Origin of the sequence: Paenibacillus sp. JCM 10914 (assembly GCF_001315105.1) — a bacterium.
In the GTDB taxonomy this organism is placed as follows: domain Bacteria; phylum Bacillota; class Bacilli; order Paenibacillales; family Paenibacillaceae; genus Paenibacillus_AQ.
The window spans coordinates 90525-106299 of record NZ_BAZR01000001.1; the positions used below are offsets into that span (position 1 = coordinate 90525).

13 protein-coding genes and 2 pseudogenes are annotated in these 15775 nt (G+C 48.5%); 9 read left to right on the forward strand and 6 right to left on the reverse strand.

Features of this window, described 5'->3' with window-relative positions:
- Positions 1-138 precede the first annotated feature (138 nt).
- The 5 genes and pseudogenes from araA (at position 139) to JCM10914_RS00475 (ending at position 6579) form a co-directional block, all read left to right on the forward strand.
- A pseudogene (gene araA / locus JCM10914_RS00455) lies at positions 139-1625 on the forward strand (L-arabinose isomerase).
- 104 nt (positions 1626-1729) lie between these two features.
- The gene (locus tag JCM10914_RS00460; protein ID WP_023956099.1) at positions 1730-2821 is read left to right on the forward strand and encodes a GntR family transcriptional regulator; all 1092 of its coding nucleotides are present in this window, start codon (positions 1730-1732) and stop codon (positions 2819-2821) included.
- 108 nt (positions 2822-2929) lie between these two features.
- On the forward strand, positions 2930-3619 hold the full coding sequence (araD, locus tag JCM10914_RS00465) for an L-ribulose-5-phosphate 4-epimerase (RefSeq protein WP_023956101.1): 690 nt from the start codon (positions 2930-2932) through the stop codon (positions 3617-3619).
- 52 nt (positions 3620-3671) lie between these two features.
- On the forward strand, positions 3672-5342 hold the full coding sequence (locus JCM10914_RS00470; RefSeq protein WP_023956103.1) for a ribulokinase: 1671 nt from the start codon (positions 3672-3674) through the stop codon (positions 5340-5342).
- A 58-nt stretch (positions 5343-5400) separates the two neighbouring features.
- Positions 5401-6579, forward strand: a complete 1179-nt coding sequence (locus JCM10914_RS00475; protein WP_023956105.1) for a sn-glycerol-1-phosphate dehydrogenase — start codon at positions 5401-5403, stop codon at positions 6577-6579.
- Between the two features lie 76 nt (positions 6580-6655).
- On the opposite strand, the gene JCM10914_RS00480 is transcribed toward JCM10914_RS00475, so the two are convergent.
- Positions 6656-7573, reverse strand: a complete 918-nt coding sequence (locus JCM10914_RS00480) for a transcriptional regulator (RefSeq protein WP_023956107.1) — start codon at positions 7571-7573, stop codon at positions 6656-6658.
- A 359-nt stretch (positions 7574-7932) separates the two neighbouring features.
- Between JCM10914_RS00480 and JCM10914_RS00485 the strand changes: the two genes are divergently transcribed.
- Both JCM10914_RS00485 and JCM10914_RS00490 read left to right on the forward strand, forming a co-directional pair.
- Positions 7933-9420 carry an alpha-N-arabinofuranosidase gene (locus JCM10914_RS00485; protein ID WP_036716839.1) on the forward strand — a complete coding sequence of 496 codons (1488 nt, stop codon included), beginning with the start codon at positions 7933-7935 and terminating at the stop codon, positions 9418-9420.
- Positions 9421-9518: 98 nt separating this feature from the next.
- On the forward strand, positions 9519-9734 hold the full coding sequence (locus JCM10914_RS00490; RefSeq protein WP_023956111.1) for a DUF2905 domain-containing protein: 216 nt from the start codon (positions 9519-9521) through the stop codon (positions 9732-9734).
- Between the two features lie 72 nt (positions 9735-9806).
- On the opposite strand, the gene JCM10914_RS00495 is transcribed toward JCM10914_RS00490, so the two are convergent.
- The 5 genes and pseudogenes from JCM10914_RS00495 to JCM10914_RS00515 form a co-directional block, all read right to left on the reverse strand.
- On the reverse strand, positions 9807-10682 hold the full coding sequence (locus tag JCM10914_RS00495) for a YitT family protein (RefSeq protein ID WP_023956113.1): 876 nt from the start codon (positions 10680-10682) through the stop codon (positions 9807-9809).
- 17 nt (positions 10683-10699) lie between these two features.
- Positions 10700-11943: pseudogene (locus JCM10914_RS00500) on the reverse strand (cation:proton antiporter).
- A 4-nt stretch (positions 11944-11947) separates the two neighbouring features.
- Positions 11948-12439, reverse strand: coding sequence for a cation:proton antiporter regulatory subunit (locus JCM10914_RS00505; protein WP_023956119.1), 492 nt, complete (start codon positions 12437-12439; stop codon positions 11948-11950).
- A 250-nt stretch (positions 12440-12689) separates the two neighbouring features.
- On the reverse strand, positions 12690-13034 hold the full coding sequence (locus tag JCM10914_RS00510) for a hypothetical protein (RefSeq protein WP_036716696.1): 345 nt from the start codon (positions 13032-13034) through the stop codon (positions 12690-12692).
- A 195-nt stretch (positions 13035-13229) separates the two neighbouring features.
- Positions 13230-13421 (reverse strand): hypothetical protein, encoded by a 192-nt coding sequence (locus tag JCM10914_RS00515; protein WP_023956121.1) that lies wholly within the window; start codon positions 13419-13421, stop codon positions 13230-13232.
- A 162-nt stretch (positions 13422-13583) separates the two neighbouring features.
- On the opposite strand from JCM10914_RS00515, the gene JCM10914_RS00520 reads away from it, so the two are divergent.
- Positions 13584-14024: a zinc ribbon domain-containing protein gene (locus JCM10914_RS00520; protein WP_023956123.1), complete on the forward strand. Its 441-nt coding sequence runs from the start codon at positions 13584-13586 to the stop codon at positions 14022-14024.
- A 200-nt stretch (positions 14025-14224) separates the two neighbouring features.
- Positions 14225-15763, forward strand: coding sequence for an extracellular solute-binding protein (locus JCM10914_RS00525; protein WP_023956125.1), 1539 nt, complete (start codon positions 14225-14227; stop codon positions 15761-15763).
- Positions 15764-15775: the final 12 nt, after the last annotated feature.

The window sequence follows — 15775 nt, forward strand, 5'->3', positions numbered from 1 at the left end:
TCGGTATTGAAATTTTGGGGAGGCGGGGGTAGAATGTGTGTATTACTTGTACGTACATTTATATTTAATTAGGACTATACATCATGTGGTATGTACAAATTAGGTAGGAAGCATTGTATATCTAGGAGGCGTTAGAACATGGAATTGAAACCGCATTCTTTCTGGTTTGTTACCGGGAGCCAGCATTTGTACGGCCCTGAGACGCTGGAGCAGGTGGCTGAGCATTCACGGATCGTGGCCAACGACCTTGATCAAGATTCTGAATTCACTTATCCCGTCGTATTCAAGCCAATCGTAACGACAGCGGATGAAATTTATCAGCTGATTCTTGAAGCAAACAATGATACAACTTGTGCAGGAATTATCACCTGGATGCATACGTTCTCTCCCGCAAAAATGTGGATTGCAGCTTGTCTCAGCTACAAAAACCACTGCTGCATTTCCATACGCAATTCAACCGAGACATTCCATGGGAGACGATCGACATGGACTTTATGAATTTGAATCAATCCGCTCATGGTGACCGTGAATACGGACATATCGGTGCTCGTCTAGGCATGGCTCGCAAGGTCATTGTCGGCCATTGGGAGGACCCGGAGGTGCGAGGCGGCATTGCCGGCTGGATGCGGACGGCGGCGGCATATGCGGAGAGCCGCAGGCTGAAAGTCGCGCGATTCGGCGATAATATGCGCCAGGTTGCTGTTACCGAAGGAGATAAGGTCGAGGCGCAGATTCGACTCGGCTGGTCGGTCAACGGTTACGGGATTGGTGAGCTCGTTCACGCGATGAACGAAGTCAGTGACGATGAAGTAAAGGGATTGCTTAAGGAATACGCAGAGGAATATACGATAACAAGAGACGGACTTAATGAGGGGCATGTACGAGACTCGATTGCATATCAGGCGCGAATTGAGATTGCGCTTCGTCATTTCCTTGAAGCAGGCGGATTCGGCGCATTCACGACTACGTTCGAGGACTTGCATGGCATGAACCAGCTTCCGGGGCTTGCTGTACAGCGCTTGATGGCATCGGGTTACGGTTTCGGTGGAGAAGGCGATTGGAAGACCGCCGCGCTGACACGCGTGCTTAAAGTGCTGGCTAACAATCAGAGCACCTCGTTTATGGAGGATTATACGTATCATTTCGAGCCGGGCAACCATATGGTTCTAGGATCGCATATGCTGGAGGTTTGTCCAACCATTGCTATGGATAAGCCGACAGTGGAGGTACACCCGCTCGGAATCGGAGGGAAGGGCGATCCGGCGCGGCTCGTATTTAACGGCCAAGACGGACCTGCGGTTAATGCATCACTTATCGATCTCGGTCATCGGTTCCGGCTACTTGTCAACGTGGTGGACGGAGTTAAGGTAGAGCAGGCGATGCCGAAGCTGCCGGTAGCACGCGTGCTGTGGAAGCCGCAACCGTCCTTGCGTGAATCCGCAGAAGCATGGATTGTGGCTGGCGGTGCCCATCATACCGTTCTGTCGTATGCGATGACATCAGAGCATCTAAGCGATTGGGCTGAGATGGCGGGGATTGAAGCTGTCATCATTGATAAAGATACGAGTTTACAGCGCTTCAAGAACGAACTTCGCTGGAGTGAAGCGGCTTACCGTTACCGCTGATCCCGCAGGTTGTCTGATTTTTCACCGGGCTGTGTTACAATAGCGGGAAGAGCAGGATTCTTGCAAATCCTAGCATAATGAGTGCGTGAGGCCAGAGGTGAAGAATGAATAATAGACGGATACCCAAATATATGGTTTTAAAAAATGAATTGCTCTCCTGGTTCGAATCAGGGAGACTACAGCCCGGAAGACAAGTACCTTCGGAGCATGAAATTGCCGATCAATTCGGTGTTAGCCGCCAGACGGTGCGTCAGACTTTTGGCGAACTGGAGAAGGAGGGTTGGCTCACGCGAATCCAGGGCAAGGGAACCTTCGCCCGAAATCCACAGCGGCGGGAAAGTGAGCAAGTCAAGACGATCGGCATCATTACAACGTATATTTCGGACTACATCTTCCCCCATATTGTCCGCGGGGCTGAGGCGGAGTTGCGGAGCAAGGGCTATCGCCTGCTGCTCTCCAGCACCGATAATCATAAGGAGAAGGAGATGGAAAGCCTAAGGCTGATGACCAGTCAGCCGCTGAGCGGGCTAATTATCGAGCCGACCAAGAGTGCGGAAGGCAATCCGAACCTAGGGTACTTTCTATCTTTGCAGGAGAAGGGAATCCCGTTCCTCATGATCAATGAGAAGTATCGCGAGCTCGAGTGCCCATGTCTTAAGGTGGATGATGAACTTGGCGGCTATTTGGCTACGCGTCATCTGATTGCAAGCGGACATACCACGATTGCGGGCTTTTTCAAACGGGACGATTTGCAAGGGGTGAATCGATTGAAGGGGTTTCTGCGCGCTCATCGGGAAGCAGGCCTTACAGTTTCTCCGGATCGCGTTATTACGTATACAACGGAACAGAAGGGCGAATTACCCTATAGCCAGGCGTTAACGCTGCTTCATCTTCCTTATGAACTAAGACCGACGGGATTAGTCTGTTATAACGATGAGCTGGCTGTATCGCTCATTGAGGCAACCGGGCAATGTGGCCTGAATATTCCGCAAGACGTGTCGGTGGTAGGATTTGATGATTCGACGCTAGCGGTTGCGTCAGGCGTCAAACTGACGTCGATGACCCATCCGAAGACAGAGATGGGCGTATTAGCGGCCAGACAGTTGATTAGCATGATTGAGGAGCAAACGGTGATTGAGGATACGATCTACCAGCCGACGCTGGTTGAGAGAGAATCGGTAACAAAGTTGAAGTGATATATGCATGTAAGAGAGGTCTGAAGATATCGGACCTTTACCGATCTAACTTGTACGTACAAGGTTGTTACTCCACACGCTACAAAATATGGAGAGGAGCGGTTGCTCATGTTGGAGAATCTGAAGCAGCAGGTGCTGGAAGCCAATCTGGAGCTTCCCCGCTACGGCTTGGTCACGTTTACGTGGGGGAATGTCAGCGGGATCGATCGTGAGCGCGGACTAGTTGTCATTAAGCCTAGCGGAGTGCCGTACGAGGACTTGAAGGCCGAGGATATGGTTGTATTGGATCTGCAGGGAAATGTGGTCGAAGGTGGGTTGAGGCCATCTTCCGATACACCGACGCATCTTGTTCTGTACCAGCAGTTTCAGGATATCGGCGGGATTGTCCATACCCATTCGCCTTGGGGAACAAGCTGGGCTCAAGCCGGGCGCGCACTTCCCGCCTATGGCACAACGCATGCGGATTACTTCTACGGTGAAATTCCGATAACACGCCCGATGAATCGTGCCGAAATCGAAGGGGCTTATGAACAAGAGACCGGTAAAGTCATCGTTGAACGCTTTGCAACACTCGATCCGATGATGGTGCCGGGTATCCTCGTTCATGCCCATGCACCGTTTGCGTGGGGCAAGGATGCTCACCATGCAGTTCATAACGCCGTTGTGCTGGAGGAATGCGCCAAGATTGCTGCCCGGATGCAGCAGATCAATCCGGATGCGGAACCGATGGACCAGTCGCTGTTGGATCGCCACTTTCTGAGGAAGCACGGAGCTAGCGCTTACTATGGCCAGAAGTAATAATTCACTGTAGTCATCATCATTCTATAGTTCATTATGGAGGGAAAATGAAATGGGGAATAAGTATGCCATTGGCATTGACTACGGAACGCAGTCCGGGCGAGCGGTATTGGTGGATCTGTCCAATGGAGAAGAGGTCGCCGATCACGTCACACCGTATCGTCATCATGTTATCGATGAGTTTCTGCCCGGTTCCGGCCAAAAGCTGGAGCAGGACTGGGCGCTCCAGCATCCTGGGGATTATCTGGAGGTCCTAACGCAGTCGGTGCCAGCCGTAATTGCCGAGTCAGGAATCCATCCGGCCGATGTGATCGGCATCGGTATTGATTTTACGGCCTGCACGATGCTGCCCATCGATGGAGCAGGAGAGCCGCTTTGTTTTCATCCCGAGCTTGCTGAGCAACCGCACAGCTGGGTGAAGCTATGGAAGCATCATGCCGCTCAACCGGAAGCTGATCGAATTAACGCGATTGCAGCTGAACGGGGAGAAGCTTTTTTGCCGCGATATGGGGGGAAGATCTCCTCGGAATGGATGATCGCCAAGGTGTGGCAAATTCTAGATGAAGCACCTGCTATTTATGAACGTACGGATCGGTTTCTTGAAGCTGCCGACTGGGTCATCTCCCAATTGACCGGGAACATCGTACGGAACAGCTGTACCGCAGGTTACAAAGCTATCTGGCACAAGGGCGACGGTTATCCGAGCACGGATTATTTCAAGGCGCTTGATCCTCGTTTGGAGAAATTAACGGAAACCAAGCTGCGTGGAGATGTTATTCCGCTTGGCAGCACCGCCGGTGGCCTTACCGAGGAAATGGCTGCGAAGATGGGACTGTCTCCGGGCATTGCCGTTGCGGTTGGTAACGTAGATGCTCATGCAGCTGTACCGGCTGTGGGTGTCGTAACGCCCGGCAAGCTGGTGATGGCGATGGGGACCTCCATCTGCCATATGGTGCTCGGTACCGAAGAGAAGCAGGTTGAGGGAATGTGCGGTGTAGTGGAGGATGGCATTATCCCAGGGCTGTACGGCTATGAAGCGGGGCAATCGGCCGTAGGGGATATATTCGAATGGTATGTGGAAGAAGCGCTTCCAGCGTACGTCCAACAAGCTGCAACCGAAGCAGGGATCAGCGTGCATCAGTGGCTTGAGCGAGAGGCGGCTGCATATAAGCCGGGACAGACCGGTTTGCTAGCGCTCGACTGGTGGAACGGCAATCGCTCCGTGCTGGTGGATACCGATCTTACGGGCATGCTGCTCGGAATGACGCTGCTGACGAAGCCTCAAGAGATTTATCGCGCGTTGCTGGAAGCAACGGCTTTCGGTACCCGGAAGATCGTTGATGCCTTTCACCATAACGGGGTGAAGGTCGATGTATTGTATGCATGTGGCGGATTGCCGCAGAAGAACCGGCTCTTGATGCAGATTTATGCTGATGTGACCAATCGGGAGATCAAGATCGCAGACTCGAAGCAGACGCCAGCGCTAGGTGCCGCTATGTTTGCTGCTGTAGCTGCCGGCCAAGACAAAGGCGGGTACGATTCGATCATCGATGCTGCAGCGAAGATGGCCCGGGTAAAGGAAGAGAGCTTTCAACCGATTCCCGCGCATGTCGCCATATACGAGCAATTGTATCAGGAATACGGCAAACTGCACGACTATTTTGGCCGCGGAGATAACGACGTAATGAAGCGATTGAAGCGGATCAAGCAGTCAGCCGAATAGAACCATGAACTTCACCAGAGGTGGATGAAGTTAAGCAGGGTTGATGGGAGGAATATCTATGACGGATTCATTGAGTTATGCTAGACGTCTAATGAGCCAGTTGAGGGAGAATCAGCCAACTTTCTCAGAACTATTGCATATGCAGCTTGAGTCGGGTGCTTTAGACGATATTCCGGCATTTTTGAAACGACGGTCATTATCCTCACCGATCATTGTGGCGGATGCCAACACGTTCGAGGCTGCGGGTACCCGCTTGATGGACGCGTTGGTGGATGAGGGACTGGAACCGAACTTGTGCATCATACAGCCGGATACAATCGGTAATGTTGTGGCTGACGCGGAATCTATTCTACAGCTTCTGATTGAGGTGAAACCTGAGCGTACAGGATGTCTGATCGCCGTTGGTTCCGGCACGATTCATGACATCACGCGATTTGCCGCGCACCGGTCAGGCAAGCCCTTCATATCCGTGCCGACTGCACCCTCGGTGGACGGATTCACTTCGGCCGGCGCGCCAATCGTTGTACGTGGAGTGAAAGAGACTTTCCAAGCCTCGGCACCGATCGCGCTCTTCGCGGATCTGGACATCCTGGTTAAGGCGCCGCAGTTGCTGGTAGCCGCCGGATTCGGTGACATGCTCGGCAAGTATACCTCATTGCTCGATTGGAGATTCTCTTCACATACGGCACGCGAACCATATGATGAACAGGTAGCTGGTATTACCCAGAGGGCGCTGGAGTCCTGCGTCCAACATGTAGAAGATATCGGTAAGCGGACGGAAACGGGGATCCAAATTCTCATGACCGCATTGATCGAATCAGGGATCGCGATGCTGTTGTTCGGTCAATCCCACCCGGCCTCCGGAGCAGAGCACCATCTGTCTCATTATTGGGAGATGGCCTATTTGCAGAAAGGGCGAAAGGCGCTGCTGCACGGGGCCAAGGTAGGCGTGGCATCCAGCGAAATTTCTCAGCTGTATCATGACGCGGCAGAGAGAGGCGAATATCCTTATGCAGAGCCCCAGGATTGGAAACAGCACAGGCAGCAGGTGCAGGAATGGTTGCGGCAAGTTCCCTCTAGGGAAGCGATGGCTTCGCTGCTGCGCCAAGCAGGAGGACCTGCTAATCTTCGTGATCTCGGAGTGGATGAGGAGCTATTCGCACAGAGCCTGCGGGAAGCCCATGCCCTTCGAAATCGCCATACAATCTTAAAGGCTTTGAATGAGGACAATCATTAACAGAGTAGAGAACAAGAGCGAGCAGGTATCCAGCCTGTCTCGCTCTTCAATTTATGTCGTATATACGTGGACGGTGTTACCCTTCCCTTACATCGTACAGGATACGAGCCAGCAAGTCCTGACTGTAGTTACCGAAGTGCTTGCCGTACAGCGTTAAGCCGCGCTTGTTAACGGAGCGTTCATTCACCGCAACTCGGAACGTAAGCTCACTCTTGTAATCAAGCTGGATCTGATCCAGACTGACGTTTGAAATGCGGTAGCCATCAATAAAACATCCTTCGCGATTGATCCGAATGAGCTTCAGCATGCCGTACTGATTCAGGTGCGGGGGCCACCAATCCGGGTTAAACGTACCACGTGTATCACCGAAGTCCCCTGGACTCGTCCAACTGCCGAGTTCAACCCCGTTCAGGTAGAAGAAGATATCGGAAGGGTAGTTGTTATTGTATCCCGGCGCTTCCGAACCAAGTTCCAGGGAGAACTGGATTTCACGGAAATTCTGATTGGATTTCAAATAATTCGGAATTCGATATTCAAGAAACCCCTCGGTGAGCCAGACGATCTCTGCATGAATACGATTCGGGTCCGCGAAATAGCGCGGATCGTCAAAGTCACCGATGATGCTATCTTTCGTGGCCAGTCCGCACGTCGGAGTAACCTGATAGTCACTGTAGTGTCCAACCTTAATATCAACCTCATATAGATTATCTGTATCCTTGCTGCGCAGATCGACCATCAATTTATCTTTGTTCAAGTAACAGATCTTCTGAATTCCGTGCTTGCCGCCGGTGGTGTTGATCTCGATGAGGCCGCTCTCTTCCAGCTTTCTGATATGCATCGTAATTGCGCCATTGCTCAAATTGAGTCGGCTAGCAATCTCATTCAGATTCAGGCTTTCGTTCTTTGAGAGTAATTCCAGAATCTGAATGCGGATCTCCGAGCTAAGCGCTTTGAAAATATCAAGTCCACTCATTAAATCCTTAATATATATCATATGATATTTAAACCTTCTTCCAATTCGAGATTGTTTACGTGGTTGTTCCATAAAACAAGCTATTTATTTTAGGTTATTATAAATCAATCTACTCGTGAAATAAAGATTCAACCTACCGTAGCATAATCTTTATGAGATAAATAGTCGACAGAAATCAAGGCAAGTTAAATAAGTTATTCGTATTTTATTTATTTCTTATTTATATAAATTGATTTATATTTATGTGTTTACATATCCAAATTCCTATGATAATTTATACTTGAAATCGAATTCATTCAAGGATATTTAAAACAGTTTAACATTATTTCAGACGGAAGGTGAAGGTGAGTAGATTGACAGCTGTAGATTTGAAAGCACGAATGATTGTGGATCGGTCGTTTCGTATTGGGGAAGTCGATAAGCGGATGTATGGCTCCTTTATTGAGCACTTGGGTCGTGCCGTATATGGCGGTATATATGAACCTGGTCATGACACAGCGGACGCTGCCGGATTTCGGAATGATGTGAAAGCCTTGATTCAAGAACTGAATGTTCCCATTATTCGTTATCCGGGTGGCAATTTCGTATCCGGTTACAATTGGGAAGATGGTGTTGGACCGGTTGCCGAACGTCCGAGACGGTTAGAGTTGGCTTGGCGGACGTTGGAGCTGAACGAGGTTGGGACGAACGAGTTCTTCTCCTGGGCCAAGGAGGTTGGCTCAGAGGTGATGATGGCTGTCAATCTCGGAACACGCGGGATTGATGCCGCCAGAAATCTGTTGGAGTATACAAACCACCCGGGAGGTACGTACTGGAGCGATCTGCGTCGCAGTCATGGTCACGAGCAGCCGCATGCGATCAAGACGTGGTGCTTGGGCAATGAGATGGACGGACCGTGGCAGATCGGCCACAAAACTTCGGAAGAGTACGGTCGCTTGGCACTTGAAACGGCGAGAGCCATGCGGTTGGTGGATCCAACCATTGAATTGGTTGCTTGCGGAAGCTCCAGTTCAAGCATGGCCACGTTCCCCGAGTGGGAAGCTGTTACACTTGAGCATACCTATGAAGCTGTCGATTACATATCGCTGCATCAATATTACGGCAACCGTAATCATGATACGGCTAATTATTTGGCGTTGACGCTGGATATGGATCACTTTATTCATACCGTCAAATCGACATGTGATTATATCAAAGCGAAGAAACGCAGCAAAAAAACAATGCATCTGAGTTTCGATGAATGGAACGTGTGGTATCACTCCAACGATGCGGATCGTATAATCGAGCCTTGGAGCGTGGCCCCGCCACAACTGGAGGATATATATAACTTTGAGGATGCCCTGCTAGTCGGCAGTATGCTGATCACATTCCTGCGACATGCAGACCGCGTCAAAATCGCTTGTATGGCACAGCTCGTTAATGTTATTGCCCCAATCATGACCGAGAATGGCGGACATGCCTGGAAACAGACGATCTTTTATCCTTATCTTCATGCATCGCAATACGGACGGGGAGTCTCTCTACTGCCGATCGTCGAATCTCCTAAATATGATTCCAAGGATTTTACCGATGTTCCATATTTGGATAGTGCGGTGGTCCATAACGAAGAGGTTGAAGAGATAACGATCTTTGCAGTCAATCGTCACCTTGAGGAAGCGTTGGATCTGGTGTGCGATGTACGGAGCTTCGAGGGGTATCGACTCTTGGAGTTTATCGTACTGGAGAACGAGGATTTGAAGGCAGTCAATACTGCTGAGGTGGAGCGAGTCAAACCTCAATATTCTAACAGGGCCAAGCTTGATGATGGGATAGTGACAGCCAGAATATCCAAGGCATCCTGGAACGTGATCCGATTGAAGAAACAATAATTTTCGTTCTGCCGTCTCTTCTGTATAATTGCAGTCAGAGCTAACTATCCTTTATGATACAAAGATAAGTGTTCATGAAGGATAAGAGGTGAGGTATTGTGCATCCTGTAACCAAGGCTCTCTTGTGGATCGGCGGGATTCTGATTGTGATTGGATTGTTGTGGCCTGTGATTGGGCGTTTTGTTGGAAGGCTACCGGGGGATATCGTAGTTGATCGACCCCATATGAAGATATATTTTCCGATCGTTACTTGTCTTGTCATAAGTGTAGTGGGTTCGCTTATATTGTTTCTGATCCAACAGTTTCGTAAATGATCGCGAATTCTTTATAGAAAAAAATCAGGCCAGCAAGGGAAATCCCTCGCTGGCTGATTCATGTGTTCAAACCTATTTCTGAATGGTGGTGATCCTTGCTTCAGGATCCAAACTTTTGATAATGGACTTGAATCTTGGCATTTCCAGAACATGCACCTGGTACACTATTGGTTCCGGACCTGAATCGTCAGTGGCACGCTCGGCGCTCGCTTCATCATTCGGCTTGGTGTGCCGAGGTTCATAGCCCATAATGGCCTTAACGCTATGCCTAATTTCACGTCCGCTTACGCTATGGACCTGAACTTCACGCTTAAGCGGCAGGCGAGAGGTTATAATACGTCCAGCCTCCAGCGCCATCAGACAAGCAATTGCAGAATACATTGCCCCCTCCCAACCCAGAATTAACCCAGCGAGTGTTAATACGACCAGGTTGATGATGATGGGGATATGAGAGGGCTTTAGACGACTTAATAAATGCGACAATGGCTGCGGTATTTTGGGAAGCTGCAACGAATCGAGCACAATGCCATAACGAAGCCCGATCCCGATGCCAACGCCTACGAATATACCGCCAATGGCTGCACTGCCAATCGTACTGTCGATTAGTGCTGGAAGTGGAAAGAACAAGACGGAACAGATGGAGAAGGACAACAGCCCGATCGTAGCGATGAGCGCCTTCTCCCGGTCGGAATGACGATAGGCGATGAACAGCAGCGGCATATTCAGCGCGAATAGGAACATGCCTGTATGGAGCCCTGTCACATGCGATGCCAATGCTGATATCCCGGTCATTCCTCCTGCAATCATTCCGCTAGGAACAAGAAATAAATCCAGTCCGAACGCTGCAATCAATCCTCCGATGGCAGCCATGAATATTCGTCTTCGTGTACTTGCCTGCTCTGAAGAGCCTTGTGTACTGTTCGTTACCCGACCCGGGGCTTGAACCATAGGCAATGTACCCTCCTTTAAACACCAGCGCTTTCATCTTTATGCTTCGGTTTAACCGGTTTCTTCTCTTTATGATCTTTAAATTTAAAGATTTTGTTTAAGAAGTTATACACATGCTTGGATTCTTTGGTTAACAAAGGTCCAAGGATCGCAAGAATTAGTACGTACAGCGCAGCAAACGGTTGAATAAAGGCCGCCAAGCCGCCTGCTTTACCCATGTTGGCAAGAATGATGGAGAATTCACCACGGGATACAATGGTCAAGCCGATGTTGGATGATGCTTTTGAAGACAATCCAGCACTGCGACCTGCAAGCATACCCGCAAGGAAGTTACCAAACAACGTAATAATTACAGCGATCAGTGATAACCACACAGCTCCGCCGAGTTCGGACGGTACAATCGTTAAACCGAAACTAAAGAAGAATATAGCACCAAAGAAATCACGGAACGGCAAAATCAAATGCTCAATTCTCTCACGATGGTCGGTTTCAGCTAAGACTAGTCCGACCAGCAGCGCACCAATTGCCTCCGCAACGTGAATGGTCTCTGCAAAACCAGCAAGTAGGAACAACGCTCCGAATACAACTAAGCAGAATAGTTCGTTGGAGCGAATATTCAGCGCACGATTAAGCAGGGGCACAATTTTTCGTCCAATGATAATGACAAGCAGCATGAAGCCTAGTGCAATAAGTGCAGATACTAATACACCGCCGAGGATGAAGATCCACTCAATACAAGACCCGAGAGGATCGAGATATAGACGGCGAGGAATACATCCTCAAACATAATGATGCCGAGAATCATCTCGGTTTCTGGATTGGCCGTTCTCCTTAAGTCGACCAGCACCTTGGCGACGATCGCACTCGAGGAGATCGTGACAATTCCCGCAACAATAAGCGTTTCTGCGATTGGAAAGCCGGAGAGAATACCGATCGACAATCCCAGCGTAAAGTTAATTGCAATATAAATACTGCCACCGACAACGATGGACTTACCTGATTTAATCAAACGACCGACAGAAAACTCTAAACCGAGGTAGAACAGGAGAAACAATACGCCAATCCGACCCATAAACTCTATGAGCGGAGCACTCTCGATAAACCTGAAATCGAAAGGTCCCCAATGAAATGCGTGTGGCCCTACCGCCATCCCGACGAGAATGTAAAATGGGACGACGGAGAATCGGAGTTTAGCCGATAGCAATCCCGCAATGGCGATTAGGCCAATCGCCAGTCCTACTTCTAAAACCATGTGATCCATGTCATCAACCACGTCCGTTCATCAAGATTTGTTTAAATAGCCGCTGCTGCTGACGTTCGCCGACGACAACCAGGGTGGAGTCCGGAGTTATGACAACGTCAGGACCGGGATTGATTTGCTTGTTGTTCTTATCTACAGTAGCAATGATTGTTGCACCTGAGGCTTGACGAACGCCGAGATCGCCGATCGATTTACCTGCCCCATAATAATGTGGCTCGATTCGGTACCATTCGATGATCAACTCATCAAGTGCCATATCAATCGTCTCAAGCGCTTTAGGCTTATAAGTGAGTCCGCCAACGATAGCAGCAATTTGACGAGCCTCGTCGTCGTCTACGGAAATCATGGAGATGCTATCATCCGGATCCTCGTAATCGTAATGGTACATCTCACGTCGACCGTCGTCATGAATAATAATGACCAACTTTTCGCCGCCACGAGTATCAATCACAAATTTCTTGCCAATGCCGGGTAGATCTGTTTCACGTACATGCATAGATTAGAATCCTCCTAAGATACACTTATAGTTGTTTTTTTGTAAACCCAATTTCACACGGATGTCATAAATTTGCATTGCAAAATAAATCAATCATACTCATTCATAAGATCACACACATGACTCGGTAAGCCCAAGTATATGAATGGTGCGAAAGATCATATATAACCGCCCTATGGATGACAAATAGATGGGACAATGGCGAATTTAAGAAACCGCAGTTGGTTTGAATGCACAAAAATGGGGCGTACTAAACAAACTTTGACGTGTATTTAATGGGGTATAAAAGTAAAAGCCGGAGTCGAAGCGGAATGATCGGTCGATACGGCAGACGTTTTCTGGGGATCTGCTGTAAAACAACGACCGACATCATTAAGTACAACGGCACGGAAGTGCCGGCAGACTTAGGTTTGGAGTGGTTTTGAGTGTTTTTTAGAACAGCAACATTGAAATGAAGGTAACCCTTGTGGAGGTACCTTTCATCCATTGATTCACTGCCGTAATACTCTTGGACGGGAATATAGAGAGCGAAAGCCGTGATTAATACAAGCATCATAATCCAAAGGCTTCTTGCTGTCTTAGAAAAACCCTTCACGGTTACTCCTCCTTCGTCCCAAGCTTCTATGTTAATTATAACATAAAAATAATCGTTCTCAAAATGAGAACGATAAATTATTTTTGAACGATTTTACAGAACGATTGAATTTTTTACATATTCTACAAATCAGGCTGAGAAGCTTAATAACCTGCTTCTCAGCCCTGATTTGATAATGAAAAAAGTTGCCTTATATCATTCGTCACGGAGCTTGTCGTAGTTTTCAGTGTCAGGATCCATGTCTAATTTGTCCACATCTTTATCTTCCAAAATACCCAGGACAAGATCATCCAGTTTATCTGTGGCTGCTTGATCCGAAGCATCCGATTCAGGAATCGGATCTACGCCTGGAAACTGCCCATCGTGATCGGTTTTCTTTTTGCTCATTCTGGTCTCATTCCTTTCTGGCCTATTTTGGCACAAAAGCATGCGTTATATGTAACGAATAAACCGATGGCAAGAAACTGAAACAAACGCTCAGAGAGTGCAGTGAGCAAGATTTGGTTTTATAATACATATATAAGTTGGTGTGAATGGAGGCGAATCTACATGAGTTTCTTTGATAAATTCAAGGCGGGCATGAACGATGCCGGCAACAAAGCAAAGACATTGGTTGAGATTAATAAGTTAAAGCTGCAGAATCACAACAAGAAGAATGAGATCGATAAGCAGCTGCTTGAGATTGGGAGGGCGGTCTATACCGTGAACGAGGCCGATCAGTGGCCGCCAGATCAAGAGAGCATTCAGCCTTATGTCCGTCAGATACGTCAATTGAAGCAAGAGATTGAACAGAATCAATTGCAGATCCTGAACCTGACAGAAGAGAAGGTGTGCAGGGAATGCGGCCATCATGCGGCGGTCAACGCCACGACTTGCTCCCATTGCGGCCATGTTTTTCAGGTCATTCAAGTGACAGCGGAACCGAATGATGAGGAGACAAAAGAGGCGAGGTTTCTTCCAGATGGGAATGAACCGGAAGAACGGAAGTAGTTGTAGCTGAAATGATTTGGTTGCTTGGTTGCATTATAAGAGTCGCGCTTTGGGCTGGTTGCTCAAAATGCGACTCTTTTTTGTTCTCATGAAGGAAGCTGGCTATAAGTCAAGAATGATTACAAAGGTTGATCTTAATCACGAGATGCCGTCGTTATGTAGTAATCATAGTCTACCAAATGGAAGGAGTAGGGGAACATATGCCCAAGCACAAGGCCTGTGAGGATGAACAGCGAGTCCAAGGAAAACATGTAAGGCTGTTACAACGTGGCGTTCTGTTGCTTCTCATAAGTATGCTTTTGTTGGCAGGTTGCACCGGATTAGACTCTGCAGACGAAGAATTAGAGCCGTCGCCCAAGCATTCGTCAATCCATATTGTGATCTCTAATTTAGGCATGACATTTCCCGCCGGCAATGATGAGAATGACAACCCGTATTTGAATTACATCGAAGATAGCATCGGGTTAGAGATCAAGGTCAACACACCGCCGCCTGAAGTGTACAACGAAAAGCTGGATGTGATTATGTCTTCCGGAAATTTACCGGATATGCTGCATACGTATGAACCGTTCTGGTTCGACAATTATGTCAAGCAGAAAGCGTTCATGCCGCTGGATGAACTGATTGATGAGTATGGTCCCCATCTGAAAGAGAAGATTCCAGCCGAGGTATGGGACAGGGTCACATACGGCGGTAGCATCTATGCTGTGCCGAGCCTGAATGAAGTTACCGGGGCGGAGCTGATGTATGTCAGAAAGGATTGGCTTGACCGACTTGGCTTGGAACCTCCTAAAACCTTGGCAGAATATTATGAGGTGATTCGCGCCTTTACGCAAGATGACCCTGACGGGAATGGACTGAATGATACAATCGGTCTAACCTTTACGGTAGGGCTGGGAAGAACTTCACCATTCTTTGGTGCATTCGGAACCCAGCGAAATACGTGGTTTGAACGTGATGGACAATTGATACATGGCAGCATCATGCCGGAGACGAAGGAAGCCTTGGCTTTTTTTGCCCGGCTGTACCAGGAGAATCTGCTAGACCGTGAGTTTCCGCTTAACCTGCAGAACAATCTGTTTGAAAAAGTGGAGAACGGCAAGGTCGGTTTGTTCTCTGCTGCCTGGTATGATACACGAGGACCGATTGCTGCCAATATGAGCAAGGATCCTAACGCGGAATGGATTCCGCTTGAATATCCGACCGGACCGGATGGACAGAAGGGCGTGGAGGGCAAAGACATCATCCGTGGGTATAACGTAATTCCTGCAAGCTCTGAGAAGGCTGCCGCGGTTATTCAGATGCTGGACTTTATCGCTAGTGATTACAAGACACTGAAACTCGGATTCGAGAATGATATATGGCGCTGGAAGGACGGAAAGATTGTAACGGATTTTGCACTTCATGATAAGCATTTATACCGTGGGATTTATCAGTCTCTGGTCGATGTGCCGGATCAATTGTTGTTTAAGGAACGACTTGATTCTCTCGGGGATTTCAATCTGTACAACAATTTGCAGCAAATTAACCAGAACATTATACCGAATGCCTTCTATGGGATTCCTACACCTGCCATGACGAAATACACTAAGAAGCTGAGCAATATGGAGGATGTGTTTACGAAGATCATCATGGGCTTGGAACCCCTGGATGCATTTGATGATTTCGTGAAGAGGTGGAAGGAAGAGGGGGGAGACGAAATGACAAAGGAAGTGAATGCATGGTATGCCAAGCGATGATGGTGTTATGGC

Bases quoted from the DNA above. Each gene is read 5' to 3' on its own strand.
- JCM10914_RS00470 (WP_023956103.1), top strand. From the start codon at position 3,672: ATGGGGAATAAGTATGCCATTGGCATTGACTACGGAACGCAGTCCGGG.
- JCM10914_RS00480 (WP_023956107.1), bottom strand. From the start codon at position 7,573: ATGATATATATTAAGGATTTAATGAGTGGACTTGATATTTTCAAAGCG.
- JCM10914_RS00520 (WP_023956123.1), top strand. From the start codon at position 13,584: ATGAGTTTCTTTGATAAATTCAAGGCGGGCATGAACGATGCCGGCAAC.
- araD (WP_023956101.1), top strand. From the start codon at position 2,930: ATGTTGGAGAATCTGAAGCAGCAGGTGCTGGAAGCCAATCTGGAGCTT.
- JCM10914_RS00460 (WP_023956099.1), top strand. From the start codon at position 1,730: ATGAATAATAGACGGATACCCAAATATATGGTTTTAAAAAATGAATTG.
- JCM10914_RS00485 (WP_036716839.1), top strand. From the start codon at position 7,933: ATGATTGTGGATCGGTCGTTTCGTATTGGGGAAGTCGATAAGCGGATG.
- JCM10914_RS00495 (WP_023956113.1), bottom strand. From the start codon at position 10,682: ATGGTTCAAGCCCCGGGTCGGGTAACGAACAGTACACAAGGCTCTTCA.
- JCM10914_RS00515 (WP_023956121.1), bottom strand. From the start codon at position 13,421: ATGAGCAAAAAGAAAACCGATCACGATGGGCAGTTTCCAGGCGTAGAT.
- JCM10914_RS00525 (WP_023956125.1), top strand. From the start codon at position 14,225: ATGCCCAAGCACAAGGCCTGTGAGGATGAACAGCGAGTCCAAGGAAAA.
- JCM10914_RS00475 (WP_023956105.1), top strand. From the start codon at position 5,401: ATGACGGATTCATTGAGTTATGCTAGACGTCTAATGAGCCAGTTGAGG.
- JCM10914_RS00505 (WP_023956119.1), bottom strand. From the start codon at position 12,439: ATGCATGTACGTGAAACAGATCTACCCGGCATTGGCAAGAAATTTGTG.